Source organism: Pseudomonas sp. S10E 269 (assembly GCF_002798465.1).
GTDB lineage: Bacteria > Pseudomonadota > Gammaproteobacteria > Pseudomonadales > Pseudomonadaceae > Aquipseudomonas > Aquipseudomonas pergaminensis.
Genome location: NZ_PHIJ01000001.1, coordinates 5,759,257 through 5,785,240 on the forward strand (window position 1 = coordinate 5,759,257; position 25,984 = coordinate 5,785,240).

General features: G+C 57.5%; 39 protein-coding genes. 25 read left to right on the plus strand and 14 right to left on the minus strand.

The genetic code is table 11. From position 1 onward, the window contains the following. Positions 1-64 precede the first annotated feature (64 nt). Genes CWC48_RS26720 through CWC48_RS26760 form a run of 9 tightly spaced genes read right to left on the minus strand, consistent with a single transcriptional unit; the run spans position 65 to position 5,222 of the window. On the minus strand, positions 65-646 hold the full coding sequence (locus CWC48_RS26720) for a hypothetical protein (protein WP_100490787.1): 582 nt from the start codon (positions 644-646) through the stop codon (positions 65-67). Beyond that, positions 643-1,317: a recombination protein NinG gene (locus CWC48_RS26725; protein WP_100490788.1), complete on the minus strand. Its 675-nt coding sequence runs from the start codon at positions 1,315-1,317 to the stop codon at positions 643-645. The genes CWC48_RS26720 and CWC48_RS26725 overlap by 4 nt, the downstream gene beginning before the upstream one ends. Further along, positions 1,314-1,589 (minus strand): hypothetical protein, encoded by a 276-nt coding sequence (locus CWC48_RS26730; protein ID WP_100490789.1) that lies wholly within the window; start codon positions 1,587-1,589, stop codon positions 1,314-1,316. Before CWC48_RS26730 ends, CWC48_RS26725 begins: the two co-directional genes overlap by 4 nt. Next, the gene (locus CWC48_RS26735) at positions 1,589-2,005 is read right to left on the minus strand and encodes a recombination protein NinB (protein WP_100490790.1); all 417 of its coding nucleotides are present in this window, start codon (positions 2,003-2,005) and stop codon (positions 1,589-1,591) included. Before CWC48_RS26735 ends, CWC48_RS26730 begins: the two co-directional genes overlap by 1 nt. Further along, positions 2,002-2,325 (minus strand): hypothetical protein, encoded by a 324-nt coding sequence (locus CWC48_RS26740; RefSeq protein ID WP_100490792.1) that lies wholly within the window; start codon positions 2,323-2,325, stop codon positions 2,002-2,004. The genes CWC48_RS26735 and CWC48_RS26740 overlap by 4 nt, the downstream gene beginning before the upstream one ends. Beyond that, positions 2,322-2,909: a hypothetical protein gene (locus tag CWC48_RS26745; RefSeq protein WP_100490794.1), complete on the minus strand. Its 588-nt coding sequence runs from the start codon at positions 2,907-2,909 to the stop codon at positions 2,322-2,324. The genes CWC48_RS26740 and CWC48_RS26745 overlap by 4 nt, the downstream gene beginning before the upstream one ends. After that, positions 2,906-3,619 carry a replication protein P gene (locus tag CWC48_RS26750; protein ID WP_100490795.1) on the minus strand — a complete coding sequence of 238 codons (714 nt, stop codon included), beginning with the start codon at positions 3,617-3,619 and terminating at the stop codon, positions 2,906-2,908. The genes CWC48_RS26745 and CWC48_RS26750 overlap by 4 nt, the downstream gene beginning before the upstream one ends. Beyond that, positions 3,616-4,365: a DnaT-like ssDNA-binding domain-containing protein gene (locus CWC48_RS26755; protein WP_100490796.1), complete on the minus strand. Its 750-nt coding sequence runs from the start codon at positions 4,363-4,365 to the stop codon at positions 3,616-3,618. The genes CWC48_RS26750 and CWC48_RS26755 overlap by 4 nt, the downstream gene beginning before the upstream one ends. Further along, positions 4,365-5,222 carry a BRO family protein gene (locus CWC48_RS26760; RefSeq protein WP_100490797.1) on the minus strand — a complete coding sequence of 286 codons (858 nt, stop codon included), beginning with the start codon at positions 5,220-5,222 and terminating at the stop codon, positions 4,365-4,367. The genes CWC48_RS26755 and CWC48_RS26760 overlap by 1 nt, the downstream gene beginning before the upstream one ends. Positions 5,223-5,377: 155 nt before the next feature. Here CWC48_RS26760 and CWC48_RS26765 point away from each other — a divergent pair, with 155 nt between their 5' ends. Next, on the plus strand, positions 5,378-5,860 hold the full coding sequence (locus CWC48_RS26765) for a DUF2513 domain-containing protein (RefSeq protein WP_100490798.1): 483 nt from the start codon (positions 5,378-5,380) through the stop codon (positions 5,858-5,860). Positions 5,861-6,060: 200 nt separating this feature from the next. Here CWC48_RS26765 and CWC48_RS26770 read toward each other — a convergent pair whose 3' ends face one another. Beyond that, complete coding sequence (locus CWC48_RS26770) at positions 6,061-6,483, minus strand: phage regulatory CII family protein (protein WP_025856085.1); 423 nt, start codon at positions 6,481-6,483, stop codon at positions 6,061-6,063. An 82-nt stretch (positions 6,484-6,565) separates the two neighbouring features. Then, positions 6,566-6,802 (minus strand): hypothetical protein, encoded by a 237-nt coding sequence (locus CWC48_RS26775; RefSeq protein WP_017479602.1) that lies wholly within the window; start codon positions 6,800-6,802, stop codon positions 6,566-6,568. 112 nt (positions 6,803-6,914) lie between these two features. On the opposite strand from CWC48_RS26775, the gene CWC48_RS26780 reads away from it, so the two are divergent. The 4 genes from CWC48_RS26780 to CWC48_RS26795 all read left to right on the plus strand — a co-directional run bounded on the left by CWC48_RS26780 (position 6,915) and on the right by CWC48_RS26795 (position 9,194). Beyond that, positions 6,915-7,751 (plus strand): S24 family peptidase, encoded by an 837-nt coding sequence (locus CWC48_RS26780; protein ID WP_100492468.1) that lies wholly within the window; start codon positions 6,915-6,917, stop codon positions 7,749-7,751. 111 nt (positions 7,752-7,862) lie between these two features. Beyond that, the gene (locus tag CWC48_RS26785; protein WP_100490800.1) at positions 7,863-8,186 is read left to right on the plus strand and encodes a hypothetical protein; all 324 of its coding nucleotides are present in this window, start codon (positions 7,863-7,865) and stop codon (positions 8,184-8,186) included. After that, the gene (locus CWC48_RS30480) at positions 8,179-8,520 is read left to right on the plus strand and encodes a hypothetical protein (RefSeq protein ID WP_218261624.1); all 342 of its coding nucleotides are present in this window, start codon (positions 8,179-8,181) and stop codon (positions 8,518-8,520) included. Before CWC48_RS26785 ends, CWC48_RS30480 begins: the two co-directional genes overlap by 8 nt. 140 nt (positions 8,521-8,660) lie before the next feature. After that, positions 8,661-9,194: an SPOR domain-containing protein gene (locus CWC48_RS26795; RefSeq protein ID WP_157806781.1), complete on the plus strand. Its 534-nt coding sequence runs from the start codon at positions 8,661-8,663 to the stop codon at positions 9,192-9,194. Between the two features lie 49 nt (positions 9,195-9,243). Here the strand turns inward: CWC48_RS26795 and CWC48_RS26800 are convergent, their stop codons facing one another. After that, complete coding sequence (locus CWC48_RS26800; RefSeq protein ID WP_100490804.1) at positions 9,244-9,555, minus strand: DUF1654 domain-containing protein; 312 nt, start codon at positions 9,553-9,555, stop codon at positions 9,244-9,246. Positions 9,556-10,060: 505 nt separating this feature from the next. Between CWC48_RS26800 and CWC48_RS26805 the strand changes: the two genes are divergently transcribed. The 12 genes from CWC48_RS26805 (at position 10,061) to CWC48_RS26860 (ending at position 15,909) form a co-directional block, all read left to right on the plus strand. After that, a complete protein-coding gene (locus CWC48_RS26805; RefSeq protein ID WP_157806782.1) occupies positions 10,061-10,522 on the plus strand; it encodes a hypothetical protein in 462 nt (153 codons plus the stop codon). An 835-nt stretch (positions 10,523-11,357) separates the two neighbouring features. Then, positions 11,358-11,555 (plus strand): hypothetical protein, encoded by a 198-nt coding sequence (locus tag CWC48_RS26815; protein WP_100490809.1) that lies wholly within the window; start codon positions 11,358-11,360, stop codon positions 11,553-11,555. 21 nt (positions 11,556-11,576) lie between these two features. Further along, on the plus strand, positions 11,577-11,837 hold the full coding sequence (locus CWC48_RS26820; protein ID WP_100490810.1) for a DUF551 domain-containing protein: 261 nt from the start codon (positions 11,577-11,579) through the stop codon (positions 11,835-11,837). 19 nt (positions 11,838-11,856) lie between these two features. Continuing rightward, complete coding sequence (locus CWC48_RS26825) at positions 11,857-12,123, plus strand: hypothetical protein (protein ID WP_100490812.1); 267 nt, start codon at positions 11,857-11,859, stop codon at positions 12,121-12,123. After that, complete coding sequence (locus CWC48_RS26830) at positions 12,101-12,331, plus strand: hypothetical protein (protein ID WP_100490813.1); 231 nt, start codon at positions 12,101-12,103, stop codon at positions 12,329-12,331. The genes CWC48_RS26825 and CWC48_RS26830 overlap by 23 nt, the downstream gene beginning before the upstream one ends. Next, positions 12,328-12,549, plus strand: a complete 222-nt coding sequence (locus CWC48_RS26835; protein ID WP_100490814.1) for a hypothetical protein — start codon at positions 12,328-12,330, stop codon at positions 12,547-12,549. Before CWC48_RS26830 ends, CWC48_RS26835 begins: the two co-directional genes overlap by 4 nt. Before the next feature lie 51 nt (positions 12,550-12,600). After that, the gene (locus tag CWC48_RS26840; protein WP_100490815.1) at positions 12,601-13,764 is read left to right on the plus strand and encodes a hypothetical protein; all 1,164 of its coding nucleotides are present in this window, start codon (positions 12,601-12,603) and stop codon (positions 13,762-13,764) included. Positions 13,765-13,771: 7 nt separating this feature from the next. Next, positions 13,772-13,918, plus strand: a complete 147-nt coding sequence (locus tag CWC48_RS30280) for a hypothetical protein (RefSeq protein WP_157806783.1) — start codon at positions 13,772-13,774, stop codon at positions 13,916-13,918. Positions 13,919-13,928: 10 nt separating this feature from the next. Beyond that, the gene (locus tag CWC48_RS26845) at positions 13,929-14,795 is read left to right on the plus strand and encodes an ATP-binding protein (RefSeq protein ID WP_100490816.1); all 867 of its coding nucleotides are present in this window, start codon (positions 13,929-13,931) and stop codon (positions 14,793-14,795) included. Further along, entirely contained in the window at positions 14,792-15,034 is a 243-nt protein-coding gene (locus CWC48_RS26850) for a hypothetical protein (RefSeq protein ID WP_100490817.1), read from the plus strand. The genes CWC48_RS26845 and CWC48_RS26850 overlap by 4 nt, the downstream gene beginning before the upstream one ends. Next, entirely contained in the window at positions 15,031-15,501 is a 471-nt protein-coding gene (locus tag CWC48_RS26855) for a hypothetical protein (RefSeq protein ID WP_100490818.1), read from the plus strand. Before CWC48_RS26850 ends, CWC48_RS26855 begins: the two co-directional genes overlap by 4 nt. Before the next feature lie 69 nt (positions 15,502-15,570). After that, positions 15,571-15,909 (plus strand): hypothetical protein, encoded by a 339-nt coding sequence (locus CWC48_RS26860; protein WP_100490819.1) that lies wholly within the window; start codon positions 15,571-15,573, stop codon positions 15,907-15,909. A 90-nt stretch (positions 15,910-15,999) separates the two neighbouring features. On the opposite strand, the gene CWC48_RS30285 is transcribed toward CWC48_RS26860, so the two are convergent. Both CWC48_RS30285 and CWC48_RS26865 read right to left on the minus strand, forming a co-directional pair. Then, positions 16,000-16,608 (minus strand): tol-pal system YbgF family protein, encoded by a 609-nt coding sequence (locus tag CWC48_RS30285; protein ID WP_157806784.1) that lies wholly within the window; start codon positions 16,606-16,608, stop codon positions 16,000-16,002. A gap of 140 nt (positions 16,609-16,748) precedes the next feature. Continuing rightward, a complete protein-coding gene (locus CWC48_RS26865; RefSeq protein ID WP_100490820.1) occupies positions 16,749-17,609 on the minus strand; it encodes a putative phage abortive infection protein in 861 nt (286 codons plus the stop codon). Positions 17,610-17,791: 182 nt separating this feature from the next. Here CWC48_RS26865 and CWC48_RS26870 point away from each other — a divergent pair, with 182 nt between their 5' ends. The 8 genes from CWC48_RS26870 to CWC48_RS26915 all read left to right on the plus strand — a co-directional run bounded on the left by CWC48_RS26870 (position 17,792) and on the right by CWC48_RS26915 (position 25,981). Continuing rightward, positions 17,792-18,646, plus strand: coding sequence for a DNA adenine methylase (locus CWC48_RS26870; protein ID WP_100490821.1), 855 nt, complete (start codon positions 17,792-17,794; stop codon positions 18,644-18,646). Between the two features lie 45 nt (positions 18,647-18,691). Next, complete coding sequence (locus tag CWC48_RS26875) at positions 18,692-20,833, plus strand: DNA cytosine methyltransferase (protein ID WP_100490822.1); 2,142 nt, start codon at positions 18,692-18,694, stop codon at positions 20,831-20,833. A gap of 220 nt (positions 20,834-21,053) precedes the next feature. Continuing rightward, positions 21,054-21,590: a DUF4406 domain-containing protein gene (locus tag CWC48_RS26885; protein ID WP_256581764.1), complete on the plus strand. Its 537-nt coding sequence runs from the start codon at positions 21,054-21,056 to the stop codon at positions 21,588-21,590. A gap of 46 nt (positions 21,591-21,636) precedes the next feature. Next, on the plus strand, positions 21,637-21,837 hold the full coding sequence (locus tag CWC48_RS26890; protein WP_100490823.1) for a hypothetical protein: 201 nt from the start codon (positions 21,637-21,639) through the stop codon (positions 21,835-21,837). A gap of 63 nt (positions 21,838-21,900) precedes the next feature. Then, positions 21,901-22,326 (plus strand): hypothetical protein, encoded by a 426-nt coding sequence (locus CWC48_RS26895; protein WP_256581765.1) that lies wholly within the window; start codon positions 21,901-21,903, stop codon positions 22,324-22,326. A 332-nt stretch (positions 22,327-22,658) separates the two neighbouring features. After that, positions 22,659-22,892 (plus strand): hypothetical protein, encoded by a 234-nt coding sequence (locus CWC48_RS26900; protein ID WP_100490824.1) that lies wholly within the window; start codon positions 22,659-22,661, stop codon positions 22,890-22,892. 49 nt (positions 22,893-22,941) lie between these two features. Further along, positions 22,942-24,234 (plus strand): site-specific DNA-methyltransferase, encoded by a 1,293-nt coding sequence (locus CWC48_RS26905; RefSeq protein WP_100490825.1) that lies wholly within the window; start codon positions 22,942-22,944, stop codon positions 24,232-24,234. 553 nt (positions 24,235-24,787) lie between these two features. Beyond that, entirely contained in the window at positions 24,788-25,981 is a 1,194-nt protein-coding gene (locus CWC48_RS26915) for a tyrosine-type recombinase/integrase (RefSeq protein ID WP_100490826.1), read from the plus strand. Positions 25,982-25,984: the final 3 nt, after the last annotated feature.

Genomic DNA, 25,984 nt, shown 5'->3' on the forward strand with positions numbered 1-25,984 from the left:
CCGAAGGCAAAACTCTAACAGTGGCGAAATCATGCCATGAGCCGCACGGGAACGCAATAGGCCCTCATGCGGCCTCGCGCATTTCGTAAATTACTGCTGCAACAGGGCTCAATGCGCGTCGGTCCAGATCCTCGCAGCACTCGAAGATCAGCTGCAGCACGCCACCCCAGTCCCTCTCCCAATTGCACGACTCCAGGCGCACGCCGTAGAACTGCCACATCCAGGCCCGGAACTTCTCCGCGTTGGCGAACGGGTCTTCGTTGGACGACTGGCCGCCCTGGTGCATGTGTCGGTAGCGCCGCATGACGCCCTTCACCACGAACTCCAGTTTCTTGCGCTTGGCCGCCGTCATCCGTGGAGACCGGTTTTGCACCAGCAGGAATACGACCTCTTCCGCAGCCTCGCGGATGTCGTCGCTCTGCTCGGCGGCGTACATGAAGTCACCGAAAACCCGGATCTGCGGATGCAGCCTGGCGATTGCCGACTGGATATGGCCAGCCAGGGCGCCGTGCACCGCGTGGTTCGCCGTTGGCCCGCGCTCTGTGTTCTGCACTACCACGCCCAGTTGCACAACGTCAGAGGCCTGGCCGGGGGCCGGGTTGTACTTGCAGTCATGCCACGCCTGGCGCGCTGAGTTGATCTTCATGCTGCCTGCCCCTTTTTCAGTTCTCTAGTCTTTGCCCGGTATTCGGCGGTTACTGCCTTGAGTTCTTCAACGGTGTACTTTCGCGGCTCATGGTCGGCTTCGAGCGCTTCCACCGCCTCCAGACCGATGCGGGCGATCAGACCAGTGCGGAAACCCTGCGAAACGGTGTAGCCCTTGCGGGCGTGCATATAGGAGCCCGAGTTACATGCTTTACACTGGAGCCATATGTTGGTTGGCTCAAGGCGAAGCTCTGGGCGTGCTCCCTTCCCCATGAAGTGGCCACCGTCAAATGCACCGCCGACCTTCCAGCCCTGGGCGGCCAGGATCGATTCCTGCGACTCTCCGCAACTGATGCACCCGCTGCCGATGCTCAGCTCATAGGTGCGGCGGTAGTCTCGGACGGCCTTCTCTGCGTCCTTGAGGTGGTCAGCGCGACTTTTCAGGGCCTCTTTGCGCACCTTGATCTCGCGGCGCCCAACTTCCGCCAGCGCCTTACCGGCGATCGCCCGCCCCTTCTCCGACTGCCCGTGAGCAATGGCGCACTCGATCTCACCGCATACAGCTTGGGAATCGCGAACGGGCACGAACATCACCCGACAGGCTGGGCAGCGCTTGCGGCGCGGGCCTACGGACTTGAGCGGGGTTTTGCGCTGTAGTGGGGTGCGCTTCATACAGCCTCCTTGGCTTTCTGCTGCTCAAGGGTGAAGTCGCCGCGAAGTGGAATCAGGCAGGAAGGCGCACACCAGCAAAAATTGACGGATTCAACTGCTCCAGAGAATTGGCACACCCCTTTCAAATTGTCTGCCGCAACCCGAATTGGAAATTTGTCCATCACCGGATGGTCAACCTCGACCACTTCAACGCAACGACCAATGTTTTCAGCACACTCGGGAAAGCTTTTAACGATCATCGCCAGATCGCCCGGCTTGAAGTTATGACTCATCAGTAGCGCCCTCCCCAGTTGTCCTTTTGTGTCCAGCGCACCTGGTGCTCAGCGCCGAAGGCATGCACCCATTCGATCAACTCACCGCACTGCTTCACGGTGAGCTTGCTGGTGCGCTCGTAGATGACGTCGAAGCCGTTGCCGTCTACGGCCGGAATCATCTGCGGTTGATCGCCCGATTCGCGCAGCCAGGCGGCGGTCAGCAGGCGCTTCCAGATCAAGACGTCCCACTTCTTTCCGGCGTGCTCGACCTGGGCGGCGATATCGGACAGAGCCGCATGCAGAGCCTTGTTCTGCTCCCCGCTGCGGTCCACTTCGGTGATAGCCAGCTTCTTGGGTTTGGCCAGGTCCAGGCCGGCGATGTAGCCCATGGCCTTGTTGCGGTCGGATTCGTTGCGGATCTGGAGGCTGGTCATGGCCGTACCCCCTTGATCGACGCAAAGTCGAAGTCGGGAAGTTCGCTCACCCCGTTGAGGTAATCGACCATCACCTTCACGTCGCTTTCATCGCATGCGCCAGGCTCGGACTGCCAGCAGTAGAACGGGTCAGTGTTCGGCATGGCGCCGTAGCACATGACCCCGTAGCGGCTGTACATACCGTCCTGCACAATTCCGACCCTGGCTTTGCCCTTGTCGAAGTAAACGATGTAGTGATTGATCCCCTCGGAGCGAACCAGCTTTGGCCTTTTCCGATTATTGCGCTTGATCCACTTTTCAATTTCGGTGAGCTGGGTCATGACTGCTCTCCCTTGCCCATGGCGGCGGCCTCTTCTTCCCACGGGAAAGGGCTGTACGACTCGAAGTCAGCCTCCCAGTGAGCTGGCTCAGTCATGCCCACGTTGTCGTAATTCGCCTGGTAGTGGCGGCACTTGAAAACGTAAAGGCCTGAACCCTTCTCGAAGTAATCCTCCCGATATTCCAAGATCTCAGCCTGGATCAAAGCCAATTGTTCGACGGTGATCTGGCCGGTGATAGCGCTGATGAATGGATCGTCGCCTTCGCTGTTAAAGACCTCGATCCAGACAGACTCTTCGCTGTTTCGCCATGCGTTCACGTCGTATTGGCTCTGCTCAATATCGTCGCGCAGCGCATCGTTCTCTGCCTTGAGCTGGTCGCGCTCGGCCAGCAGGTTTATCGCGGCTTCAGCGGTGCCTCCGTGGTACTCCAGCAGGATCAGTTGCTTGTTTTCAGCATTCAGCCGCTGGTTATCGCCGATCAGGGCCAGGATGTTTTCGCAAAGCTGATGATCTTCAAACATCCCAAGATCACTGGAAATGCATTGCTCCTCGGCCAGCCGCTTTAGTTCGGTGTAGTCAGTCATGTCCGTTGCTCCGTGGTCTTCTTGCCGAACTTGGCCAGCAGCAGCGCACGCGCCGATTTGCCGTCGGCCGGAATGCCCTGATGAAGGATTCGTGCCTGGGTCTGCTGGTCAGCCAGTTCGTTGGCGAGCTCGAATTCGGTCTTCTGGCTATCGTGGCCGATGCCGGCGGCGATCCGGCCGTCGAGCGGATGCCCAGCCTGGGCGCGGCGAAGGATGATTTCGTAGTTGCGGTCGAACCTGGCGCGGAGCCCCTTGTCTTCCTGCTTGGCCCCACGAAGGTCAAACAACCCGGTAGCCTCGGCGGCCAGCTTCACCGCTTCGTGGCTGTACGTGGTCATCAGCGCCTCGATCCAGGCGTCACCAACAGCCGGCATGCCGAAGTCCTCAGGACCAGGTGCGCACATGGCGATGAACTCGCCAACGCTCGGTGCAAACGGCTTCTTGAGCTTGCGGCACTTCTGGATTCCGAACTCAATCTGCTCCAGGGTTCGGATGCCCTCGTCGGCGAACTCCTTGATCCACTCAGCCTTGGCGGCGTCGAGCGCTTCGGTGGACGGCCACGCCTGGCGCCACGCTGGAAAGATCCCGCGCAGGCGACGGAACAGGTCGTTCACCACTTCGGCCGTCTGTGGCGTCACCTGGAGTGGCTGGCGAGGCTCCACGGCAGGCAGGTTGCCCATGGTAGCCATCAGTTGGCTGGCTGGCTTCATGGGCTCACCACAAGGCCTTCGGCCCAGGCATTGCTGTCGAAGTCAGGCTCACTGCTCTGGCGTGGCGTGAACTGTCTGATGTTCGAAGCTGCTGCACGATTGCGATCGTTGAGCACCCACTTGACCAGCATCTGCACCCACTCGGCCTGGGTGTTCACCTGGCCGCGCGGTTCATAGTGGGCAGTGAAAGCGCGGCGCGCCTCTTCGGTGAATAGGTCCAGCGCTACGCCAGAGTGAACCGAGTAGGTCTTCAGCAGCTTGTCATCAGGATTCCAGTCGAGGGTCATTTCGCTGGGCATGCGAGGGTCAACCGACTCGCGCACAGAGAGAGGTTCTTTATTCTTCTCTTTCTCTTCTTTAGGTAACGCACTTTTAACGCTGGCAGCGTTACCTTTTGCGTTACCTGACTTATGTCCTGCAACCCTGCGAGCCGTCAAAGCCCTGTTTTTAGCGGTCTTCCCGTTATGACGGTCGAAATGAGGGAGACTGATAACGCCCTCGCACTCAACCATCCAATCGACCAGTTTCATGTAGTCGCAGAACTCATTAACGCCAACGAGACGATCAAGTAACTTTTTAGTAACGCTCGGAGCGTTACCATTTTCTGTCTGTTGATCGAACCAGCCCCAAACGCGCATAAGCTTGCCAACTACCGCATCTGGATCGATACCAGCCCACTCTGCGATCTGGCAAACCTCTGGCTTGTCCAGGGTGCACAGTTCGAATTTTATCCAATCACCGGCCATTACTTGGCTCCTTTGCCGACAAGGCCGGCCAATTCAAGGAAGCCATCCACGTACCAATGAGGCTGCGTCTCGCGGGGGCATTGAGGGCTGGTGAGGTTCTTGCCGTAGGCCATGCCCTTCTCGGTCACGGACCAGAAGTCCACCATTTCCTGCTTGGAGTTTTTGCGCTGGAGGACCTTGAGGTAGCCCTTGGCCTCGAGCGCGAGGTTGAAGGCGCGAGCCGTGCTGGCGATGCCGTGATCTTTGATCAGGGCGGTAATTGCCTTGGTCGGCATCGAAGACCCGCCAGCGGCATCCGGTGCGGCGTCCACGGCGTAGCCAGGGAGGAACTTGGCATCCAGGCCATTGTTGTCGGCGATCTTGGCCAGCATCATCATCTTGCTGGAGTTCGCAGGCTTCAGCAGACGGTCGAAGCACTCCAGAATGGCGAGTTCGCCTACGATCTTGGAGTTGTTCGGGCCCTGGGCGGAAAACGAGCCGGTCTTGCGAATGCTCGGCAGGACCTGGCCGACTACCCACTCTTCGAACTTCTCGGCGGACGGCAGCTTGGACTTCATCACAAGCCGGTACAGGTCCCGCTCAGGAATGATGGTCATGAAACCACCACCCTGTTTCGGGGTAGTGGTCGCAGCCTTGCAATGACGGGCCACCGCGTTCTCCGGTTTGGAGTAGCCGAGGGCGTCAGCGACGTCGCGCGCAACAAACCACGGATCGCCGAGCTTGTCGGTGATGACGCGGATTGCGGCGCCGTCGAAGTCGAACGGAATTACTGCTGAATTGCGCGCCACGTTTTCAGATTGCGAAAAACGTGGCGCGAGATTGTTGGGGGTATTGCTGGTATATGTTGAACTGTGCATAATCAGCTCCAGAACGTTTTTGAATGCAGCACGAAGAACCACCCGGCCAGGTGGTTTTTTTTCGCCTGCGATTTGGTGGTGCGGGTGAATTGGGTGTCCTGCGCATCCGTGTTAGCTTTATGTCTCCATAAAAGAATGCCTCGGAGGCTGGATACATGAAGCTGAATAGGGAGTTGCAGCGCGCACTTTTGGAAGAGTTGCGAGATTTCTATCCTCGCCGAAGTCCATCGGCGTACCACCTGGACGGATACTCTCAGGTCGAGTGCACAAGCAGCCTCCTGTACCTGGAGGAGCACGGACTCGTTGAAAGCGGCGTGAAGCTCGGAATGAACAGCGGATCTGTGACATTCACTCAGGCGCGGATCACAGCAAGAGGAATGGACTTTCTTGAGGAGGACGGAGGCCTTGGCGCAGTCCTTGGAACCGTAACGATCAAGATTCATGAGGACACCCTCCGCGATCTCCTGGAAAGGAAAATTCTTGAGAGTGATACGCCGACAGAAGAGAAAAATCGCCTTGTGCAAGGATTGAAAGGACTCTCTGCCGAAGCGATAAAACACCTGGCACTGAAACTGCTGGATGAGGGGGTTGGGCGTCTGCCCGCAGCAGTTGCGCTAATTGGTGCGTACCTTCAGTAACCCCGCAGGTAACTTTGGTGGTCGCCAACTCGAACTTGGCGTAACCGATTTTCGAGCGCTCTCCACCAACCGAGCCCCATAACTCAGGCCAGAACTCGGGCCGCTCCAGCCCGGCAATCGAAGGAATGATTTCGGTGCTTTCGGGACTGCAACGCCCAGCAATGAAAGCCTGTACGACCTGGCTCTGTGTGATCTTCATATCAGGCGACCTTCACAGAGGCTTTCAGCTGTGCCAGAGCGCTCTCGGCATGGTCGATCTCGCGAAGGATTCGTGCGCGCTCGACCTGATCAACTCGGCCATCAGCCATCGCTGCATGCGTCTCGACGGTGACCTCGGCGAACTCCAGCGTTGCGCGCCCAAGCGCTTCGTGGATGTCGATCGCCTTGGGCTGATCCGTCTTGAGAATCGAATAACCAAACTCGCCAGCCAATGCAGCCAAGGGGCGCATGTCATCCGTGTGCAGAAGCAAGGAGTACAGGTGCTTCACGTTGAACCATGCGCCGTCGTAGTTCGCGTTGGCGCGCTGAAGCAAGCTCACCGGCGGCATGCTCATCAATGTGGCGAGATTTTTGGTGTTCGCCTCTTCGACGACGGTGTCGCAAGCCCTCAAAAAATCTTGCATGCCTAAAACCTCGGAATTCTTTACGTGGCGCCCTGCAGGTGCAGAGGCGATCATTTGCTCAATGGAACGGCGGACGGGGATGTCAGGCGGCGCCGCGTAGGACTTTGTGCGCCAGGTCGAGAAGATCCGGTCGCAAGCCAGCGATGGTGATCTCTCCACCGGATGCGTCTTGAAGGCGTTCCGCCAAGTCGGCCGAAGCTTTTCGGTGACCGCCTGCCAGCTGCCACAGGTGCCCTACCGTCGTCTTGGCAGCGGCAGCCACTGACTGGCGCCGTTCGTTTGAAGCGCTGGCGAGCCAGTCACGCAGATGGTCATTCATGGGATCTCTCCTTAAACATGGGAGAAATTTAGCTTATGGCTAATATCGTAGCAAGGAATATTTAGCTTTGAGCACATTTAGCATTGAGCTAAACGCTGGCATTCTTGCCCGCATGGATATTTATGCGATTCGTAAACAGCAACTGATCAGCCTCATAGGAAACCAGCGAAAAGGCGCGTGCGCCGAGCGCTGGGGAATGGCGCCTGCGCACCTGAGCCAGATTTTGTCGGACAAGACAGCGAAGAATTTGGGAGACGATGTAGCGCGGAGAATCGAGGCGATCGAGGGGCTGCCCAGAGGTTGGTTTGACTCCATATCGCCAGGTGAGTCGATAACTCCAGCTGAAGAGCTGACTTCGAGCGATCACGCAGGCGAGACATCCGCACAGACAGCGGCGGACCAGATAAAGCAGATGCTTTCGAAGGTCAAAGGTTTAACGAGCACGGCTCGTGACAGAATCATTGCGGCCGCTGACGAGTCGAGCAACGTCATAACCGTCGACTTCTCTCGCCCTGGCCAAGTCGGAGATGAGGTGTGGATTGCCCACTACGACGTGCGTGCGGCGATGGGCGGCGGACAGATACCGCACGAATACCCGGAAATGCTCCAGGACATAAGGGTCAGCCCCAAGCACCTGCGCGACCTGGGCCTTACCTTCAAAGAACACTTTCACCTGAAGATGATCACTGGGTGGGGCCAGTCCATGGCGCCCACGATCAAAGACCGCGACCCGCTACTCGTCGACATCACGATCCGGGAGTTCACCGGAGATGGAATCTATCTTTTCTCCCACGACGAAATGCTGTACGTGAAGCGCCTGCAAAAGAAAGGCAAGGACCGCTTCAAGATGATTTCGGACAACAAACATCACGACCCCGAGGACATCCGTGTCGACGACACCCACATTCTCGCCAGGGTGCTTTATGTGTGGAATGGACAACCGGTATAACGCGCTCGACTTTCCTATCCAATAGAGCTATGCGGCGATCTGAGCGAGGGGCGGCATGCTTTTTTCAAGCCGCATTAGCTTCCGGACAATACTGATTAATTGGTGATTAACATGGATGATGACAAAAGCACCCCCACCTTTATTACTCCTGAACAAAAGGCTTTTTTGATTGAGCCAATGAGTCGAATTGAGGTGGTGCAACTGGTACAGCCGCTCAGATCGGCGATTTTGTCAATCTTTCACGGGGCCATGACGTCATTAACGATGTTAGCACTGACGTCTGAAAGTCCAGACATGAAGGATAAAGCAAGAAAAAGTTTCGAGGAGCTGAGAGATGTTTTCGCGGAAATTGATCAATTCGATGAGCGCCTTGGAAAGCTGTTAGCAGGGGATCCAGAATGGGCACTTGACAAGGATGACACTACTCATGAGTGACAAAGTGAGCTACCTTAAGGAAGAGTACAAACAACAGGCAGCAGAACTCGACGTCGCTGAAGCTTTCATCAAAAAAGGCGGCGGCGGATCTGAGCCGCCTGAAGGAAAAGAAATGGAAGCTCGCGTAGCAAAGCTTGAGACTCACGTCGAATACATAAGAAGGGATCTAGACTCCCTGAAAGAAGAGGTTGTTGAGTTCCGCTCCGAGACGAAAACATCAGTCGGCAAGGTTAGAGATAATCTCGAACGAGACTTTCGACTGCTTTTTGGCGCCCTGATTGTAGTTGCTCTTGGGTTGGCAGGACTGATGGCTAAAGGATTTCACTGGATTTGATGTGATTTTCACCGAAAGCCCGGCCCAGCGCCGGGCTTCTTGTATCTGCCCTACCCCCCTCCAATGGTGGCTGTGCGTCACTAATGATAAGGTGCTGACTCAATTATGGGAGGGATCCGATGAAAGGATTTGGGACATTCGTGCTGATCGTCGGCGCGTGCTGGCTGATCTTCGCGCTGAGCATGGATGTGTCCGTGCCTACCGGCGCCGGCGGCCGAGTGAATAACCTAGGTCTCATGGCGGATCGCCAGATTCACACCATTGTCGGCGGAATGATCGTACTCGCCGGCTTGCTTATGGTGCTTCTCGGCGGCAAATCCACTGCGACGCAAGCCGAGGCCGAAACAGATACTCGCCCCTGCCCGCTGTGTGCAGAGACCATCAAGCGAGCTGCCATAAAGTGCAAGCATTGTGGTGGTGATATGCTGCCGCAATCATCTGCACAAGCGCCGTTGAAATCAGGGTGGACGGTGCGAGTTGTGTGCGAGCCATGGGCGCACGCCGAGGCGACCAGATCAGTTAAGCGCCTAGGCCTCCCAACCACGAAAGGATCCGCGAAATTCGTAGCAGTCGGGCCATTTGGCTCAGAGGCCGACGCGCTAGCAGCTCGCGACAATATTCGCTCGGTTAGCGACCTGCTCGGCGATATTCAAATCATCGCGCCGCAAGCGTAGCTGATCGCACAAGGTCAAGGCCCGCCGAACGCGGGCTTTTTCGTACCCGTCAGAAAGGCGCCGCCTCTTCTTCTGGCTCATATTCGATCTCTCCCCTCCCTGCTACCTCGACTTCCTGCTGCTCCCACCTCACCGTCACGCTGCCGTCGTCGTTGAGCGTCAACTCAAGCTCCTCCGTCTGGGCGATCACGCCCAGAACCTCTTCCCACTCCCGTTCCCCATCCGTGTCCAGGCGATGAATCGTCACCCAGCGCTGCGCCTGCGCCACGGGGTGATTGATCATCGATGAGACGCGCAGCCCCAGTCGCTCCATGCCGCTCATTTCCTGCCGTGCTGCCGTTGCCGCCTGCTTCTTCGCCATGAAATTCCCTCCCGATTGAATACTGTATATACGTACAGTTAATGGAAAAATCATAGCTCACTGCTAACTGGCGCGTAAAGCGCTTATAGGCCTCATCCATCGGCTGGGAGGGACACGGCACATCTCAATAATTTCGCCTATCGCTAAATATTTAGCTTGGAGCTATTGACGCTACTTTAGCTTGGGGCTAAATTAACTCCATCGCAGCGACACACAGCCACTGCGAAGGGCCTCACAGCCCGCCGCTCTTTAAAAACATGCGCCATACACGATTACCCGGCTCACGCTGGGAGGTCAGCCCCGGCTATCACCTGTGGGGCGAGAGGAAGTCAGGTGAACAAAACGCGCTGCCACTACTGGTGACCGGCGACAGACAGGCCCGAAAGCCTGCCAACGATGGGATACCCCATACGGCTGTCGAGGTGTTGACCGAACTGGCGAATGACCTGGTAAGCGGCGCGGGAAGCACCCACAGATTTGCTGATGCCGCTTCTATGAGGCGGCATTGGAAATCAACGGAGGAAGTGAGATGGACAGATTTGGAAGCTTTCCGGAACAACTGATGGCCTGCTTCATGCTGGGATTTCCAGTAGCGGGCCTACTCTTGGGTGCCGCTCTCCTTGGTCTTGTCTGGCGAAAGGCCTGGGCCTGGATTGACGATGCGGAGGCCGGTCGAAACCCGGTGCTGGAGTTTATGGCTCGACTGCGAGGTTGGACGCCGTATACCACCGAGAGCAACGGCTACCAATGGTGGAAAGACAAAAAGGACTCAACGCAAACGGAGGTTCTGCTGCCGTTTCTTGGGTTGTTCTTTTTCTCACCTCTCGCGGTCTTCCTCGCTATCAAACTTTACCCGGTCGTCATGGCAGCCATGACACTTGTTGCGGTCGCCTTTGTGGCTCGCTTCGCCCGCCGGCACAAGAAACTGTTCGACAAGCACCTGAAAGATCCTGAAGCGCACAAATGACGGACCTTTTCACTGACGCCCATCCAGAGCGGTGGGCATCGGGAAAACAACCGGGAGGACGCCGAAGTGATGAAGTTAAGCGGATGCGACATCGATGAGCGAGACCTTATACGGTCTGCAATTCGAAGCCTTAAAGGTCCCAGCAAATACCGCTCCAAGCACGGGCAATACCGGTGGGCATTAGTGCGTGATGCCTTTGGTGTTGGCTCCGGCGTTGCCAGCGCGCTTTGCCGTGAGTTCGGTTTCGACCCTGAGGAAATGATCCGCTCGTAAATCGCCACGACAGCCTGTCGTTAACTGCCCGATCCTCTCTATGAGAGCGCATCGGGGTGTGATTTGGAGTTTGCCTCGGCGGATCAGGGGCGCCCTGCGTGCGGGGTGGTGTCGGCTGGGTAGCGCTGCCGAAATCGACGTAATTCTTTTGGGTTCGAATCCCTACCAAATCACTCCCCGATGCGGATGCATGCCCAGGCTGATGGGCAACGACGCAGGCTCGCAAGTGGGGCGCCGACGGACCTCGGTTGATCGGCTCGGTTGAACCTGACACTTCACACCCAACCCGGAGATCAGCACCGGGCATCTGCATCACCCATTCAATAGGTGGCCACTGCCTTCCCAGTGAGCGAACGATAGGAGGGTTTCACCATGGACTAGCCAATAGCTGCCCGACGCCACATGCGCCCGGCAGGCTTGTACGTAAAGAGGGAAAAGCCCGGTTTCGACTGGGCTTTTTTACGCGCCTCTACCCGTCAGCACTCCTCCCCCGCGCCCATCGGCAACCAGCGGGAGGCATGAGTGTTGACGAATACAGGTGAACCAACGAACGGAGAGAGTCATGCCTGAGCAACGAGGGACATATCCACGGTCTGCGGATAACGCTGACCAGATGAACCTGCCCGAGGGCAAGACCTGCGGCGACTGCGTGCATTGCAAACGCTGCACCGCGATGTTCGGGCATATCCCGGCTGACGAATCGTGCGACTGGAGCCCATCGCGCTTTCGTGAAGCTGTTCTGGTTGCAGTCTCCGCCTAACCCCAAACACTGGAGGTCGCCATGAGCGATTGGATTAGCGTCAACGATGACCGCAGGCCTGAACATCGCTGCGATCTTCTGGTTTCTGTGAAGTACATCCGCCGCTATGAAAACGAAGACGGATCCCAGGCCGAGGAAGAAGGAAGCGAAGTAGCAATGGGAGAGTACGTGCCTATTTGCAACCACCGCGCGCTCTCATACTTCGACAGCTACAGCGCCCCGCACGGCGATGATTGGTGGATCACCCACTGGCAGCCACTCCCCGCCCCTCCCACCGAATAACGTCACCCTGGAGGCGACCATGCACAACAGCATTCAATCGCGCCGCGACATCGTCGACGGCCTGCATCAGCGTTCCCGTCTAGCCACCATTGAGCTGTACCGACTGATCGGCCGGCCTGAGCCAGTGATCGCCTTCCGTATGGTGGTAAAGCCAGCTGGCCGTGACTTCTTCCATGTGGTGGACAGCCAGACCGACAAGGTTATGGGGTTTCGCCGAAACCATAACGAAGCTTGCGCCCTCGCCCGCAGCCTGGAGACTCGCCATGCCAACCAGCTACGCGGATAGCGCCCAGGCAAGGGAATCCGATAGGCGCTGGGACTTGCCAAACTTCGGCAAGACGCAGCATGTCGACCTGTTCCATGAATACACAGCGGACGACCTGGCCGAGCGAGAGGCGCGCCGCATCAAAGAGCGCGCCAGCCTAAAGCTGCGTATTGGAGCGGCCATGGCGCAGATGGAATTGATCTGCCCACCAGTAGGAGGTGTTGAGTGAACGTTGCCCAGCTAGACCACCAAACCGCTGTGAATTGGATTGAAGGCGAGATCAGCAACATGATCAGCGACCTTGGCAAGCCAAACGCCAGCGCCGCCGCGACATCGTGCGTCACCCTGGCGTTCATGTTGCGCGTGATTGATGAGACGGAGCACCGGCACTACCGGGCGCGTATCGACCAGATCTACGCCTCCTACAACGCATCCCACGCCGCATAAGCCCAATCACAACCTCTTAATCGCTGCGAGCTTCGCGGCAAGGATTCCCCCATGTCCGCAGAAAACGAACTGGCAGTCGTACCGCCGAAAGAAACAGCGTTGACCGTATTTAGCACTGTAAAGGGACTTGACCCTTGGCTTCAGCAGGTCCGCGCGAAGGTAGACGAATTCAAAAAAGTGCTTCCCGACCTGAAAACGGACAAAGGCCGCAAAGCTTATGCATCGATGGCGCACCAGATCGCAAAATCGAAAAATGCGCTGGAGGCAGTAGGCAAGGAGATTTCCGCCAAACAGAAGGAAATCCCAAAGCTGATTGACGCTGAGCGCAAGCGCGTATGGGACACGCTGGAGTTATGGCAGAAGGAGGTCCGGCAGCCGCTCGATGACTGGCAAGCCGCCGAAGATGCAAGGGTAGCCAAGCACAACGCAGCCGTTTACCAGATTGAAGAAATGGCCAAGTTCAGTGAGGCGCCGTCATCATCCGAAGTTGCTCGCTTGATCGCCGACCTTGAGGCCATTGCACTCGACGACACATGGGAAGAGTTCCTTGTGGAAGCGGCCCAGGTGAAAGACCAAACGCTTGCCAAGCTGCGGGCCATGCACAGCGAGCGTACCCAGTACGAAGCTGATCAGGCAGAACTGGCGCTGCGGCGGGCTGAGGCAGAGGCCCAGGCCCAGCGTGACCGCGATGCAGAGATTGCCCGCGTAGCTGCGGAGCAAGCTCGCATTGAAGCCGAGCAACGTGCCCAGGCTGAACGTGATGCTGCCGCGCGTCGTGAGCAGGAGCTGTTGGAGCAGGCCGCAGCAGCGCAACTGGCCACCGAACAGGCCGCGCGCGACGCGGAAGCCGCCGCAGAACACCAGCGCCTGCAACTGGAACTGCAAGCCGAACAGGCACGCACAGCAGCAGCACAGGCGGAAGCAAGACGTGTTGCCGCTGAACAGCGCGCAGAGCAAGAGCGTGCTGCAGCTACTCAGCGCCAAGAGCAAGCAGTTGAACAGGCACGTCAGGCCGAACAGGCTCGTCAGGCCGCCGCCGTAGCGTTTGAACTGGAGCAGGCACAGGCACGCGAGGCCGACAAGGCCCATCAAGGAAAGATCAATCGTGCCGCACTGGAGGCATTCATTGCGGGCGGTATGCCAGAGGCCTGCGCTAAGCAGGCGGTCACGCTGATCGCTCAACGCAAGATCCCATCTGTATCCATCGCCTACTGAGGCAACCATGAGTACATCGCCAAAACTGGCTGCCCAGTTCGACTGGATGATGGTCGGCGCCTTCTCGCCTGACCGATTCACCGGTGAGCAGCGCAAAGAGTACGAAGACGAAGCCCGCCGCATCCAGCGGCAGTGGGACAACCACCCAAGCTGAGGAAACTCAAATGTTCAAGAAAGCCGAACGCAAGCAGGCCAAGCTACGGCTGGCACTTGCCGGGCCGTCTGGATCAGGCAAAACCTACTCCGCTCTTCTCCTGGCCCAGGGGCTTGGCGGGCGTATCGCGGTGCTAGACACCGAAAACGGCAGCGCATCGCTGTACGCGGACCTGGTTGACTTCGACGCAACGGAGCTACACGCGCCGTACTCGCCAGAGCGCTACATCGAAGTGATCGTCGCCGCTGAGCTGGCAGGGTACGACACGCTGATCATCGATAGCTACTCGCATGAGTGGACAGGTTCCGGGGGCTGCCTGGAGCAGAACGAGACAGTGGCCCACCAGAAATTCCGGGGCAACACGTGGGCGGCCTGGAACGAGACCACGCCGCGCCACCGGAAGCTGACGGACAAGATCCTCACCAGCTCGATGCACATCATCTGCACCATGCGCAGCAAGACGGAAACGGTTCAAGGCGAGGGTAAGAAGATCCTCAAGCTGGGCATGAAGTCAGAGCAGCGCGACGGCACCGACTACGAATTCACCGTGGTGCTGGACCTCACCCACGACGGGCACACGGCCACAGCCAGCAAAGACCGGACGAAGCTGTTTGACCAGCCTGAACTGATCAGCGAGGAAACGGGCAAGCGCCTGCTGAGCTGGCTGAACTCCGGTATCAGCCCGGAGGAGCGAGCCAAGGAGCTACTTGTTGATGCGATCGCCGACATCCGTCAAGCGGCTGACATGGCCGCGCTGGAGTCGGCCTACAACGCCGGGCGCGTAATCGTCCACGGCTTCGACAACCTCAAGCCATCGCTGGTCGCCGCTAAGGAGATCCGCAAGGCTGAACTGAACAAAGCGAGACAGCCAGCATGATCAGCAACCACCTCAGCCTGGTCGAGCAGCACCGCCAGGACGCTTACTCGATATCGGAGCGCACGGCGGAGTTCTTGGCCGCAGGCGGGACAGTCGCGCAGTTGCCAAGCCCGCCACATAATCCGCTGCCACCGCCCCGCTCTGCCAAGATAGATCCCGAAACCATACTCAAGCGCCGCAAGCCGCCCATCAGCCGGGCCGAGCGTAACGCGCTGCGCAAACTCGCGGAGGCATTATGAGCAAGCGCAAGCCGCATAACCTGCAAGCCCGCATTGCCCGGTCGTGCCGCTCGCTGCTGGCATCCAATCACGTCGCAGTGGTCAACATCGACCCCAGCGGCCGCCAGGGCATGATCAATTACAAGTCGATGAAGAACATCGCGCCGGGGAAGATCGGCCAGGCCGTATGCGGCATCCCCCACCGGTGGACGATTTACCTCAGCGCCCTCTGCATCGACGCCCGCGGCGACCGCTACAGCAAATCTGTGGAGGTGGCGCCCGATGGCGTTTACCTCTCCGACCACCTGGAAGACGTGATTGAGCATTGCTACAAGAAGTTGCGCGATGAGGCCAACCAAAGCCAGATGGTGGCTTCCGGCTGGATCGCCATCCCTGAAGCGATGTCGCTCGATGAGGATCACGCTGCGCGGATGTTCGAAGCCGTCGGCGCATGGCGCCAGGTGAAGGTCGATTCATGCGCCGCATAGCCCGCACCCAGCAACGCAAACGTCAAACCTGGCTGGCACTGCCGGCCAGCGGAATAGAAGAGGTAGGCCATGGCAGCAGTACCCCAGAAAGAACGCTCGGCCAAGTCTGCCGGGAAGCGCGTGGCGAATGCCGAGGAGGAATTGAGGCTCAGGGTTCGCCCCGGTACACGCCAAGCCCTAGCCGACCTGATGGAGTGGTCAGGCATTACTGAGCAGGGCGAGGCGATGACGCTAATGATTCATCACCTGCATGCAATGGGCGCTGCCAAGTGCCAGCCTCTACTGAATCCGCCGCGCCACGAAATCGAGATATCGCAAAACGTGGCGCGGGAATTCCGCAACAAAAGCTTGCTCGCCATCCAGAAAGATCCGGGCGACGAGATCATCGCCCCGCCAGCACCCCACTAACCACTTTAACTATTTACAAACTTCAGCGAATGACACAAGCAGTAGCCATGCGATGCAACATAGTTGCATCACTTGACTACAAGAAATTACTCATCGCACATCTGCTCTAGACCTATCAATATGGTCAGTGACAATTTTGAGAAGTTCTCTAGCTTGTGCGTAAGCTGCAGAGTCGCCTGCTTCAGAAACAACAAACTCCAAGTCTTGCTTTGCCAAATCAGGCTCATTTAGCTGGAAGTAAGCGACTCCTCGATAAAAATATGGAGTAAGCCAGCGAGGAGTTTCAGCAATGGCCTCAGTACAGATCGATTTTAACGCAGACCAATCTTTAGCAGCTTGAAGCGTATGAAACTTTTCAAAAATTTCATATCTCTCCCCAATTATCGAAGAATGCTTACCGCCATCGATTCGAATCAGGTCACCGTTGAATTCATAATAGCTAGATAAATTTCGAGAGGCATTTACTGCTTTCGCACGCAGATCATCTATTTGAACTTGCTTTTCCTCAAGCTGACGCCTGTAATCATCCACACTGGCCAGTAGGGAATTTTTTCCGGCTAAGAGATCGTCAATTTTCCCCTCTTTGGCCTTATCTATTTTGTCGTTTACAAAGCCTCCACATACGGTCGATAGGAATACAAGAGCCATTCCAATATAACCAATAACCTTGAGGGTAGAACTCCACCATTCATAACCCATATTGCTCCCCTTGATCCGACCCTGTGCCGATAACTCGCATGTATCTACGCAAGCAACGAAAACTGTATGTAGAAAAATCTTTTCCTAGGCAGGTAACCTCATGCACCTAGGTTAGAGTTGATCTGCCCGCTAACTATGACTCAAGTTAAATCAGACATGCCAAAGAACTGACGACGTTTCATTTCTTTCAACATGTCATCCGCCGAATGACCCGCAAAAAAGGACACACCATTAAAGAGCCGTAACTTTTCCAAGGTATAGGAACTCATTAAGCACAAAAACAAGCACTCCATTTCCGCCCGACTCATTGTCGAAGTGTAGATTTTAACATATCGATTTTTTTCCAAATCAGACAAATTATCAGCAGTTTCGACATACGTTAGTATCTGCGAAGCAGTATTGAAAAAATGCCCCAGCAACGGATTAATATGGACACTGAACAATTCAATATTGTTACTGACTACGCCCGGCCATTGGGCCTGATTAACAGGCACTGAAAGCAACTTATTAAAGTTGTATCTTGCTTCAACGGCGCTGAACGCCGATTGACCTACTTCTGAATATCCACCAACTGAAAAAGTGAAACCTTGTACATTCTTGGAGTGTATTTGAAGCAGACCAAAAAAAACATTTTCAAACGACTGCCTTTCAGCTATCAACCCCTGCTTAACTAACTGCTCTAGCTGACTTGCCTGGTTAGCACTAAGCGCATTAGAAGACTCCTCCGCCAACTTTGAGTTTCGCGCCTGAGCTCGAAAGCTTACAACAACAGCCACAAACGCAATGAAGCTTAATAGCGGATTCAATATACCACCAAAAAAATCTCCGATCTGACCTAAACGATCTAACCCTTCCTCACTTCTCGTTACTAGGAAAGGCATATCGTAGGACGCCAACGTTTTCGATAAAACAACGATCAAAACAAAAATTATTAACACAAGCGCAGCAACTGCCAGAGAAATAAATGCAACATCATCCCTGTTCTTTTTGCTTTTCCCCATTTCCCTAACCCCTATTCCATTTTGATCGACGAGAATACACCGTGAATCTCTTTTCTAGCCAGTGTTGCACTCACCCGCGTAGGCATAGCGGCATCGCATCGCTGACCTAGACCTACCAGAAGAAATAACCCCATCAACGAATCACGCCAGCCGGCGAGGCAGGCGCGCATCTGGAATTCAATATGACCATCACCGCCCCGGTCATCCGGTACCACGGCGCCAAGTTCCGGCTTGCGCCGTGGGTGTTGCAACACTTTCCTCCCCACACATGCTACGTCGAGTCATTCGGCGGCGCCGCTGGGGTGCTGATGCAAAAGCCTCGGTCGTATGCCGAGGTGTACAACGACCTCGATGGCGACATCGTGAATCTGTTTAGGGTTTTGCAGGATCAGCATTCGCGATCGGGGCTAGTTGAGAGCCTGGTATTCACGCCCTACTCCCGCGAAGAGTTCGAACTGTCTTGGGAACCGAGCACCGAGCCGATCGAGCGTGCAAGGCGGACCATCATCAGGGCGCAAATGGGGTTCGGCTCCGCCGGCGCCACCAAGGGCGTCACCGGATTCCGCATCGACACCAAACGCCAATACGGCACAGCCCAGTCACTCTGGGCTTCCTATCCGGAGCAACTTGCCGAGGTTGGCCAGAGGCTGAGCGGCGTCCTAATCGAAAACCGCCCCGCGATCGAGGTGATCAAGGCGCATGACGGGCCGCAGACATTGCACTACGTCGACCCGCCCTATGTGCATGACACCAGATACAAGGGCGCATCCAGCGGGCGCTACTACAAGCACGAGATGGACGACACCGCCCACCGTGAACTTCTCGGCGTCCTGCTCGAGCTAGAAGGAATGGTCGTGCTTTCGGGATACCCCAGCGACCTTTACGCCGAACTGCTGCCAGGCTGGGCCAGCTACAGCACATCCGCCCGAATCAGTGCCGCGCGCGGCACAGCAAGCCGAACCGAATGCATCTGGTTGAACCCTGCCTGTGTCGATCGAGTAAGCCAGATAGGCCTGGATCTCGGCGAGCGAGCTTAATCCCCAACCCTTTTTAAACTTCACGCCAGCCGGCGAGGATCCGCTATGTCCGCACAACAGAAGAAAAACCCCTTCGATTTCAAAACCCAATACGGACTCGGCTTCAACCCTCAGGACGATGAGATCGTTGTCGACTTCTTCTGCGGTGGCGGCGGCGCCGGGACTGGCTTGGAAATGGGCCTGGGCCGCACGGTGAACGTGGCGAAGAACCACAGCCCGCAAGCGATCAGCATGCACACCGTCAATCACCCAGGCGCCAAGCACTTCACCACCGACGTGTTCGATGGTGACCCGGACACCGAATGCGGCGGCAAGGCCGTGGGCTGGTTCCACATGTCGCCGGACTGCACGCACCACAGCCAGGCGGCCGGCGGCCAACCGCGCAAGCGCGAGATCCGCAACCTTTCGTGGATCGGCCTCAAGTGGGGAGGCAAGAAACGACCCCGGGTGATCAGCCTGGAGAACGTGAAACAGATCCTGCAGTGGGGCCGACTGATCGCAAAGCGCGACAAGGCCACGGGCCGAGTGGTCAAGCTGGACGGCACTATTGCGGCGCCTGGTGAGGTTGTGCCGGTGGGCCAGCAGTTCCTGATTCCCGACCCGAAGCAGCGCGGCCGCACCTGGCGCCGCTTCGTGGCTCTGCTGGAAGGCATGGGCTATGTGGTGGAGTGGAAGGTGATCAAGGCGTGCGACTTCGGCGCGCCGACCAGCCGGGAACGCCTGTTCATGATCGCCCGGTGCGACGGCCAGCCGATTGTGTGGCCTGAGCCAACCCACGCCAAGAACCCCACCAAGGGCCAGCAGAAGTGGAAGACAGCCGCCGACTGCATCGACTTCACTGACCTGGGCAAAAGCATATTCGGCCGCAAGAAGGACCTGGCCCCGGCCACCCTGCGCCGCGTTGCAAAGGGGATGAAGAAGTTCGTCATCGATAGCGCAGCACCGTTCATTGTGCCGATCGCCAACTGGTCCGGTGAGGCAGTGCAGTCCGCCGATGAGCCGCTGCGGACAATCACCTCCTATCCAAAGGGCGGCGCCTTCTCGATGGTCAGCCCTGTGATTGCCCCGGCAACGCACCAGGGTAGCGACCGCATCAACGACCCGCTCGACCCGCTACCCACGGTGACGTGCGCGAACCGCGGTGAGCTGACACTGATCAGCCCGTTGATGGTTGGGGCCGGTGGCCCCGAGTATTCGGGCAAGCCGGTGGGCATGGACCAGCCGGTGGGCACGCTGATGACCCAGAACCACCGCTCGATCGCAGCGGCACACCTGGTGAAGTTCCGCTTCGATGACGCGGGCAAGGCGCTGGACGAGCCACTGCCGACCATCACCAGCGGCGGCAACTATCAGCGCCCGGCCGGCGCCGCTCACGCCATGGGCATTTCCACGGTGTTCATGGCCCAGATGAATGGCGGCTTCAACACCACCGACGCCAAGAGCATCGAAGACCCGATGACCACGGTGACCAACACCGGCAGCCAGCAGCAGTTGGTGACGGCCACCCTGGTGACGAACACCACCGGCCAAGCGCCGACTGCCCTTGACTGCCCCGTGCCGACGGTAACGACCGGGCAGCATCACGCACTCACGACGGCACACCTGGTGCACATGCGCGGCAACTGTGATGCACGGGACGCGAACGACCCACTGCACACCATCAGCGCCGGCGGCCAGCACCACGGGTTGGTCAGCGCTTTCATGGAACGTGCATTCGGCGGCAGCGTGGGCCAGGGCTTGGACGATCCAGCACCAACCATTACTGCCGGTGGTGGGGGCAAGAGTTCGCTGGTGTCGCTCACCCTGTCGCCTGAACACGAAGCCGGTGCCCTTCGGGTCGCTGCCTTCCTGATCAGCTACTACGGCACCGAGAACATCAGCGCTTGCGACTCGCCGGCGCCGACGATCACCACCAAGGACCGACTGGCAATGGTCACCGTGATGCTCAAGGGCACGCCCTACGTGATCGTCGACATCTGCCTGCGGATGCTGAAGCCGGCTGAGCTGTACAAGGCCCAGGGCTTCCCGAGCGATTACATCATCAGCCACGGCGCCAACGGCAAGCCGTTCACCAAGACTCAGCAGGTGCACATGTGCGGAAACAGCGTCAGCCCGCCGCCAATGGCAGCGCTTGCAAGGGCAAACGATCCATGGCGCACGGAACAACGCCAAGCGCGAGCAGCTTGATGATCAGCTCGAACCAGGCGGAATACCGTCCTTGTTGAAGTCCTTCAGGCGCTCACGCTCTTCCTCGGTGGAGTGTGCCGGGGTTTCTTGCTCGGGCTCTTTCTTCTTTTCTTCATTCATCGCTATGTCCTCTGGGTGGTAGCTGTTTCGGCACCTGGTGGAATCAGCAGTTCAAATCAATCAACTCCAGCGCCCGGGCATGGCCCGGCAAGGATTCTCTATGCCTACAGAAAACCGCAAGCCAGACATCCGCAGCGTCGTAACTGACTCGCTGGTCGGAATGATCGCCGCCGTGACGCGAACAACGCCACCAGCGAACGAGCCGTTGCCGCCGTTCATCCAGGCGCCAATTGATCGGGCGGTAGATCGCATCAAGGCATTTGTGCTGCCAGGCGTAACGCTCCAGGCTGACCGCGCCAACCGGGTGTACGTGGCCGGGCCGATGACTGGCATCCCCGACTTCAACTACCCCGCCTTCAACGCCGTGGCCGATCAGCTGCGCGCCCAGGGCTACGAAGTCGAAAACCCGGCAGACCACGGAATCGTCGAGGGCGCGCAGTGGGCCGACTACATGGCCTACGACCTGACGCGCCTGGGCCTGTGTGGCGTGATCGCACTTCTGCCCGACTGGGAGAAGTCGCAAGGCGCACGCCTGGAAGTCCTGATTGCGGAACAACTCGGCATGACGGTTGTGAATGCCCATGATCTGGTAATTAGGGAGAATGCCGCAGTACCAACATTTTCCAAGCTGATGTAAAAAGTACAGCTGCCATTTCAGACATTCACTGGATTCCGACCAACACATGCAGATCCTTCATACTGGAACAGTTTTGACTGGCGAATATGCCGGTTGGACGATAGAAATTCAGGATGACCGCGCAGGTGAAACCGGAGGTTATTACCTGTTCCTGGTCCTGAACGAATCAAATGGTTTCGATTCTTGGTTTGAACTCATAGAGCAGCTGCACGAACAAATTTCAGAACTCAACGTTCGCTGGAATTAGCGCCTCACTCTTTCGCCCCCCTCCCCCTTCAAAGTCAGCCGCTATAGCGGCAAGGACGAAGTCATGCCCGAAGAAAAGATTACGTTCGTCAACAGCGAGCCCGCCAAGTGCGGCTGCAAGATGGAATTCAGCTCTGGCGGCGGGCACTACTCCGACGTGGTTTACGTCACTCCCTGTGAGGCGCACAGCGGCAGCAAGCCGTTCGGGCCGGTCGAGGTGAAGCGCGATGCAGACGGCTGGTGGTATCACCCGAACATTCCCAGCTTTGGCGATGGCGAAGACCCGGCGCCGTACGTTGCATGGGTCAAGGGCCAGGGACTGGAGTTGAAAGGCTGGCACTCAGGCGACGAGCTCGAGGAGCTACTTGACGAGGATGCTGCGTGCACCGCCTGGAATCCCGAATCACCGGGCCCTGAGTGGTTCCTGATGGGGATCTTCGATACGGATGACGGCCCATACGTCGAGTGGGCGCGCAGGGTGACGCCATGAGCGCCACCCTCTGGTTCGCCTACGTCTTCATCTACGCGTGACTGGGCGAGGATGTGACCGATGGACCAAGGCGTTGAGTTACTAGCCCAGAGGAAGGGAGTTGTTTAACTCGCAGCTAACTACATCGATCCATCGAATCACTGCCCAAAGCATGAAGGGCGCGCTCAAATGACTTGATAGAGCGCCTGCCGGCCAAGCATTTCAACGACAAAAATCTGAAATGCATGCCCGACATGTCATTTCTAGCACAACTCTCGATCTGGTCCAGGATCGATTTCAAATAAACCCCTCCCCCTCTCAATGTCAGCCGCTATAGCGGCAAGGAACCCGGCATGCCTGAAGAAAGTAAATCAAGCCTGCGCCAGCGCATCACGACATATATGAGCGGCGTAGGCGGCTCCCTAGGTAACTGGTTCTGCACCAGGTGGTTCCGGTTTCACATCGAGCCGTTCACCACCAAGCAGATCCGCCGGGAGCTTGAGCTAATGACGCGTGAAGGGTTGGTCGAGTCGGATCACAGCCAGAGTAACAACACCAAATGGAAACTGGTCGAGGTGGCGCCATGATCGCCACCCTGTGGTTCGCCTACGTCTTCATCTACAAGGGGCCAAGGCCATGAAACAGCATTGCGTTTTGATCGGCGACTGCATTGAGTCGATGCGGACGCTGCCCGACAACAGTATCGACAGCGTTGTAACCGATCCGCCGTACGGCATCCGCTTCATGGGCAAAAGCTGGGATGGCCAGGACATCGAATCACGTGCAGCCTACCGCGACAGCATGCCGTCGGCTGATCCTGCTTGCGGTGTCACTGGCGGGCATCGGTCGACAGCTTCGGAAGCTGGAAAGTACGATTTAACACCTGGTGGTATGAAGGCGTTTCAGTCGTTCACGTTTGAGTGGGCCACCGAATGCCTGCGTGTTCTCAAGCCTGGCGGTCACCTGCTGTCATTTGCTGCCGCTCGCACCTACCACCACATGGCGGTGGGCATTGAGATGGCCGGGTTTGAGATCCGCGACCAGATTATGTGGGTGTTCGGGAGCGGCTTCCCCAAGTCGCACAACCTCAAGGGCGCACACCAGGGATGGGGCACCGCGTTGAAACCAGCGCATGAACCGATCTGTGTAGCGCGCAAGCCGTTCAGCGGGACCGTGGCGACTAACGTTGCCCGGTGGGGCACTGGCGCGTTGAACATCGACGGTTGCCGCATCGGCGTGACCGACGAGACCTATGCCCGCAACTGTTCCGGCGACCGGGGCTCCGCTGGCACTCGATCGATCGAGCAGCATGGAGCAACCAACATTCGCGCTGGCGGCGGGGCAGCTGGATCGGGCCGCTGGCCAGCGAACCTGATTCATGACGGCAGCCAGGAAGTGGTGGCCATGTTTCCCGCCGAAGCCGGAGCAAGTGCGCCGGTGCTTGGAACCGAGCCCACCTCCAACGGTTTCAGCGGCTCGGTGAAGTACTCCGGCATGCGCGAGCGAGTGGCCGGCGCCTTTCACGGCGACAGTGGGAGCGCTGCCCGCTTCTTCTACTGCGCCAAGACCAGCCGCACCGATAGGCACGAAGGACTAAACAACCCCGGCCCCCAGTTCAAAATGGGGACCACCCTACGCAAAGTCCAGACCACGGACACGAAAGGCAACAACCACCCCACCGTCAAGCCAACAGATCTGATGGCATACCTATGCCGCCTGGTGACCCCGGCCGGCGGCGTAGTGCTGGATCCGTTCATGGGCAGCGGCAGCACCGGCAAAGCAGCAGTGCGCGAGGGCTTCGAGTTCATCGGCTGCGAGATTGACGAGCAGTACGCGGCGATCGCCCGGGCGCGCATCGAATTCGAAGTACTCCGACAGCAAGAGCAGAAGGTCGAATCCGACCAACTCGATCTGTTCGCAACAGCCTAACCCCAATCCCCCTAAATGCCTGCCGGTGAGGGGCGGGCGAGGTTTACTTTCACGAAAGCCCATCAAACCAGCCTAGAACCCTTAACCTCTTCGCGAACTGTTTTTCGTTCGCCAGGAACACCAGCATCACCAAACTGACACCCATAAAGATACAAAGCCCTCCTCCCGCCCCATCTATGACGATAAGAAACACTCCCAACCCAGGAGTGCAGCACCAAACGCTCCTACCCACTTTCTAGCCTGCTTTTGCTCGGGATACTTGTCGAACATCCATTTTCTCCCCATCGAGTAACGCCTCGACCAACTGTAGACCAGTCGTGACTACTTACTACCAACCCTCTGCCGCCAAGCGCGGCGCGGAGCACTCAATGTCAGCAGCAGAACAGCTCAACAACGGCATCACAGGCGACAAGGTGCCGGAGGCGCAGATGGCCGAGATCCTCGGCACCACTCTCGCCGCCCTGCGCTCAAAGCGCGCTCGCAACCAAATCCCCCTCGGCGTCTGGAACAAACAGGGCAGCCGGGTCTTGTACAGCATCAGGAGATATTACGAATGGCTCGAAAGCCAATGGGTTTGCCCGCAGGAATGGACCTCCACCACGGATCGATCCGCATCCGCTTTATGTGGAACGGCAGCCGGCGCAGTGAAACGCTCCCCTATCCCCCGACACAGAAAGGAATCAAGTCTGCCTCACAGGTTGTTGATCAAGTAAAAGGCCTGATCAAGCTTGGGCTGCTCGACGACGATAAATACGCCGAGCTGTTCCCCAGTTCCAGCAACGTCGCCGGTGGCAAGATCAACTTTGGCGAGTATGCCCAGCTCTGGCTGGATAGTCGGGAGGTGGTGGCCGGCACGAAGAACAACTACAAGGGGGTGCTGAACCGGTACTGGATGCCCGGCCTGGCTCTGGTGAGGATTGATCTGATCACCACCACCCTACTCCGCCGGGTCATGGCTTCCAGAGAATGGAAGTCGCCCGGAGTGAAGCGCAACGCGATCTCGAAGCTATCGACCATCCTGAACTCAGCGATGTCTGAGGAACTGATCCCGAAGAACCCGGCGGCGATCCTCGAATTGCCCAAACGCAGCAAAAAGGAGATCGATCCGTTCGCCCTGGAGGAGGCGAACCAGATCATCGCCAAGATGTACGAGCACGATCACTGGCCCAGCACGATCTATGCGGCATTTTTCGAGTTTGTGTTTTTTACAGGAATGCGTCTTTCCGAGGCCCTGGCGATGCGCTGGGACGCGATAGACGAGGAGAAGAAGACAGCCCACGTGTGTCGCGGGATCGCCTTGGGGGAAGTGGTCGAGCGCACGAAAACAGGCGGAGACCGCTTTGTTTTGCTGAATGACCGCGCTTTGCACGCCCTGGCGTTCGCCAAGGAATACGCAGAGCGTAGAAAAAACGGCAAGGGAAAAGTGCTGGAAACGCCTTTCATTTTCCCGCCCTCGAAGAACTCGGAGTACGTGAAGCAGACGTCTGACCTGCACAAGCAATGGGTTCCGACATTGAAGGCGCTGAATATCCGTCGTCGGCCGCCATACAACTGTCGTCACACCTATGCGACAATATGCATTATGTCTGGCATGAACCCCGCCTTCATCTCCCAGCAGCTCGGCCATAGCGTGCAGATGCTGCTCTCGACTTATGCGCGTTGGATCAACTCAAGCTCAGATTGGGGCGAAATGGAAAAGCTCCAAATTGGTCCCAAATTGGTCCCAGTTCAAATAAGCGCACTCTAAGCT